The following is a 4,895-nucleotide window of genomic DNA, read 5'->3' as shown; positions in this document are numbered from 1 at the left end:
TTAAGCCTGTAGCTAGCGTTCATCCTGAGCCAGGATCAAACTCTACATTGTAAAATATCTTTTACTAGGCAAGATTCCTTGATGCTAAGCCTTGCTGGGCCGAATAGGCCTTTCTAAGCTTGGCGGAACATTGCTTATTGTTTGTATCTGTTTCAGAACGCTTCCGTATATCTTTTTAATGAATTAACGGTATGTATATTACCCAAATCTACACATTATAAATAATGTAAGACTTGCTTCTTGTACTACTTGTCTGTTTATGTAAATCTTTTCAAAGAACTCTTTCTTTTTACTTCCCGAACACTACTTAATCTCGTTTTGCTTGAGGTTTCGTTCGTTCTCGAAAGCGGATGCAAAGGTATAACAAAAAGTCTTACCATGCAAGAGTTTTGACGAAAAAGTTTCAAAAAAGTTACATTTTTAGCTTATAATTGAGATAAATCAAGTCAAACGGGGCATTTTCGCCCTTTTTCGAGGGTTTTTAGGCTGAATGAGGTAAAAAGCTGTTAGTATATATTATATGGTTCAATCTGTATATATATAGTAGCGGAGGTCACCAGCCTCCGCAGCAAGATAAATGTGGTGTAATGTTGTGATGTTATTGCGGTGTATTTTCATTGCACATTCTTTTTGATTTGTGCAGAAAATGTTGACGAATCAAATAAAATCGCTCTAAAAAGTGCATTTTCTGCACACATTCATTGTAGGATGTGCAAAAAGTTATACCTTTGCACCACATTTGAAGCTAATCTATGTTATGTATAGACGAATTCGATGGAAAAATCGTAGAGTCAGCAACATAGACAAAGCATATATACATTATATAATATAAGAAAGAAAACTATGTCTTTTAATTTATTGAAAGGAAAGCGCGGTATCATCTTCGGCGCATTGAATGACGCATCGATTGCGTGGAAAGTAGCAGAACGTGTCGTAGAAGAGGGCGCACAGATTGTGTTGACCAACACAGCAGTGGCTTGCCGTATGGGCACAATCGACGAGTTGGCAAAGAAGACCAACGCAACCATCATCCCTGCTGATGCGACATCGGTAGAGGATTTGAACAACCTGTTTGTCAAGGCCCAGGAGGCATTGGGCGGCAAGATCGACTTCGTGCTGCACTCATGCGCCATGAGCGTGAACATGCGCAAGAAGCGTACTTACGACGATCTGGACTACGGATTCCTTGACAAGACTCTCGACATCTCAGCAATTTCATTCCACAAGATGCTGCAGGTAGCCAAGAAGCTCGACGCTCTCAACGAGGAGGCTTCGGTACTTGCACTGACATACGTGGCTTCACACCGCACATTCTTCGGCTACAACGATATGGCTGATGCCAAGTCGCTGCTTGAGTCGATTGCACGTAGCTTCGGATATATCTACGGCCGTGAGAAGAAGGTGCGTATCAACACCATCTCTCAGTCGCCGACATTCACCACAGCCGGCAGCGGCATCAAGGGCTTCGACGGTCTGTACGACTTCAGCGACCGCATGTCGCCTCTTGGCAACGCCAGCGCTGACGAGTGCGCCGACTACTGTGTCGTGATGTTCTCTGACCTAACAAAGAAGGTGACAATGCAGACTCTGTTCCACGACGGCGGCTTCTCTAATATGGGTATGTCGCTCCGCGGTATGACTCAGTACAACAAGTCGTTCATCGAAGAGAACCGCGACGAGAACGGCAAGATTATCTACGGATAAATTGTGAGGTCAAAATAGGAGTTAGAGGAAGTTAAGAAGAAGTTAATCCATCTACGATGAATGGAAGTTAACGGACAAATGCCATAACCTCCTATATTTTGCAGTGCATATTACTCCCCTCCCTACGGGGGAGGGGCCGGGGGTGGGGCTTTTGGCCTACGTCCCAACACTATATTTGCATTTTTAACCGCTCAAAACTGCGAACTGAACGAGCAAAGAAATCTTTGGCTCGAAATTCGCGAGTTTTGAGCGGTTTTGCGTAATATGCAGTAGCACAGCATATTACAATGTTTTCGCTCGAAATATACAACGAGCGATTGCGAAAAAGGAGTACATTTCATTGCAAATGTACTCCTTTTGCAATACAACTGTAGTCGTTTTGCAATGCAAAAAGGGCTTCCTTGCATTCCAAAAGTAGTCCTTTTGGAAAGCAAAGAAGCCCTGAATGATCAGAAATGTGATGAATAGCTATGGAAAAACCATCAGAAACGGCTTTTCCATTCTCTAGAATCGATTTTTATTTTGTAACACTTTTTTACTGCCTGTACAATATTTGCATATTAAGTAGCGGGTGTGTAAAATAGGAGTTAAAGGAAGTTTGGGCTTCGCCCGAAGTTAAAGGAAGTTAGCGGACATATGTATAAATTGCTGATAATAAAGCATTTGTCCGTTAACTTCCATTCATCGTAGATGGATTAACTTCTTCTTAACTTCCTCTAACTCCTATTCTGACACGCCCACTACTTTAGATTCTACTATTTCAATCGCAATATATTGAGCGAGTTGGCAGGAATCTCAACCACTGCCCCACCCTTCGACGTAGTGATATAGGTCTCTGTCGGGTGAACACTACATTCTTGTGACCCTTTTATGTTATTATTGCTTTAAGTTCTGAACTTGCAAAAGTTCATTTATGGCTGTTATACCGCTCTGTTACAGCGATTCAAGCATTCGCTTGATGACAACCTCTGCCGAGATCTCACGATTGGCTGCTTCGGGGATGACGAGCGAATTGGCTGACTCTATTACGTCATCGGTGACAATCAGGCCGCGACGTACGGGCAGACAGTGCATGAACTTGCCGTTGTCGGTTACTGCCATATGCTTGTCGTCGATAGTCCACGACATGTCTTTCGACAATATTTTGCCGTAGTCTTCGGGATTGGTAACGCCCGGGCAACTCCAGTTCTTGGCATAAACGAAGTCGGCACCCTCAAGAGCCTTCATCTGATCGTACTCGATGCGGGCACCAGCAGTGAACTTCGGGTCGAGTTCGTAGCCGTGAGGATGAGTAATGACGAAGTCGACATCGGCTGCTGTCATCCACTCGGCAAACGAATTGGGCACAGCCTGCGGCAATGCACGGCAATGAGGAGCCCACGTAAGCACTACCTTAGGACGTGCCTTGGTCTTGTGTTCCTCAATGGTGATGAGGTCGGCAAACGCCTGAAGCGGATGTACCGTGGCTGTCTCCATGGCAAAGACGGGGCGACCGCTGTACTTGACGAATTGCGAGACGATTGTCTCAGCATAGTCATACTCGCGGTCGGTGAGTCCGGCGAAGGAGCGAATACCGATAAGGTCGCAGTAGCTGCCCATTACCGGGATAGCCTCAAGCAGATGTTCCGACTTGTCGCCGTCCATGATGACGCCACGCTCGGTCTCCAGTTTCCATGCACCGGCATTGACATCAAGCACTATGACGTTCATGCCAAGATTCATGGCAGCCTTCTGTGTAGACAGACGTGTGCGCAACGAGTTGTTGAAGAAAATCATCAGCAATGTCTTGTTCTTGCCAAGATGCTGAAACTGGAAGCGATCGCGCTTCACCTCTTTTGCCTCAGCGAGCGCTGCATTGAGGTCGCCAAGGTCTTGTGCGTGGAAGAATGTTTTCATAATTATTACCTTACTTGCCCCTCCCCATCTATCAACCACTTATATGTAGTCAATGCCTGGAGCCCCATCGGACCGCGCGGACCAAGCTTCTGAGTACTGATGCCTATCTCGGCACCGAGTCCGAACTCACCTCCGTCGGTGAAACTTGTGGGAGCGTTCCAATAGACACAAGCTGCATCTACCTGTTGTTGGAAGAGTTGGGCGTTATGTTTTGATTCTGTTATTATGGCTTCGCTGTGTCCAGATCCGTACTGGCGGATATGAGCGAGCGCCTCGTCGATGTTCTCTACCGTCTTGACGGCGAGCGTGTACGACATAAACTCGGTGCCATACACTTCGTCAGCCATATCGGGCGTGACCCGTGTAAGCTTGGCTGCGTAGCCGTTGGCAGCCAGGACATCGTAAGCCTGAGCATCGGCATAGACGTGTACGTGCTTGGCAGCAAGCGGAGCGAGCAACTGCGGCAATGCTCCTATGCGCGAGCGATGGATGATAAGGCAGTCGAGAGCGTTGCACACACTCACACGGCGTGTCTTGCCATTATCTATTATGCGCGCCCCCATTGCTGTGTCGCCCTGTTCGTCGAAGTAGGTATGCACTACGCCGGCACCTGTCTCAATGACCGGAATGCGTGCCGTATCGCGCACAAAGTCAATCAGTCGTCGACCGCCACGCGGTATGCAGAGGTCGATATAACCCACAGCGGTGAGCATCTCGTGTGTCGACTCATGCGTTGCAGGCAACAGGCATACTACGTTTTCGTCGATGCCGTGCGCCCGAAGCACTTCCTTGATGATTGCAACGATGGCACGGTTGGAGGCATCGGCATCCTTTCCACCCTTCAATACGCAGGCATTGCCAGTCTTGAAACAGAGCGCGAAGACATCGAAGCTGACATTGGGACGTGCCTCGTACACCACTCCAACGACACCATACGCCACACGCTGCTTGCGCAGAAGGAGTCCGTTGGGCAGCGTCTTTTGGTCGAACACCTCGCCAAGCGGATTGTCCAAGTGAGCCACATTGCGCAATGCCGCAGCAATGTCGTGCAGTCGTTGTGGCGTGAGTTGCAGACGGTCGTACAGCGGATTGTCCTCCGACATACGACTAAGGTCGTCGGTATTGGCAGCAAGCAGCTGCTCTATGTGCGCCTCGGTAGCGTCAGCAAGGTGCAACAGCACGGCTGTGCGGTCAGCCTCGGTAAGACGCGACAGTGTATAGGAGGCTGTGCGAGTGGAATGGAATAGCTCTATCATATAGGGAAAAGCCCTACCCCCGACCCCTCCCCCGTAGGG

Annotated in this window: 3 protein-coding genes; 1 reads left to right on the top strand and 2 read right to left on the bottom strand. The window is 48.0% G+C overall.

Annotation, left to right across the window (positions count from 1 at the left end; genetic code table 11):
* The first annotated feature begins 843 nt into the window (after positions 1–843).
* Complete coding sequence (locus tag I6E38_RS14310) at positions 844–1,704, top strand: enoyl-ACP reductase FabI (RefSeq protein WP_235394627.1); 861 nt, start codon at positions 844–846, stop codon at positions 1,702–1,704.
* Positions 1,705–2,637: 933 nt separating this feature from the next.
* On the opposite strand, the gene I6E38_RS14305 is transcribed toward I6E38_RS14310, so the two are convergent.
* Positions 2,638–3,600 carry a Rossmann-fold NAD(P)-binding domain-containing protein gene (locus tag I6E38_RS14305; protein WP_235394626.1) on the bottom strand — a complete coding sequence of 321 codons (963 nt, stop codon included), beginning with the start codon at positions 3,598–3,600 and terminating at the stop codon, positions 2,638–2,640.
* A 5-nt stretch (positions 3,601–3,605) separates the two neighbouring features.
* Positions 3,606–4,856: a glutamate-5-semialdehyde dehydrogenase gene (locus I6E38_RS14300; RefSeq protein WP_235394625.1), complete on the bottom strand. Its 1,251-nt coding sequence runs from the start codon at positions 4,854–4,856 to the stop codon at positions 3,606–3,608.
* Positions 4,857–4,895 lie beyond the last annotated feature (39 nt).

Source organism: Leyella stercorea, from assembly GCF_021531355.1.
Lineage (GTDB): Bacteria > Bacteroidota > Bacteroidia > Bacteroidales > Bacteroidaceae > Prevotella.
Note: the sequence above shows the minus strand (reverse complement) of the source record. Positions and strands in the feature narration are given on the sequence as shown.

Coding starts and splice junctions, on each gene's coding strand:
- I6E38_RS14310 (WP_235394627.1), top strand. CDS start 844: ATGTCTTTTAATTTATTGAAAGGAAAGCGCGGTATCATCTTCGGCGCA.
- I6E38_RS14305 (WP_235394626.1), bottom strand. CDS start 3,600: ATGAAAACATTCTTCCACGCACAAGACCTTGGCGACCTCAATGCAGCG.
- I6E38_RS14300 (WP_235394625.1), bottom strand. CDS start 4,856: ATGATAGAGCTATTCCATTCCACTCGCACAGCCTCCTATACACTGTCG.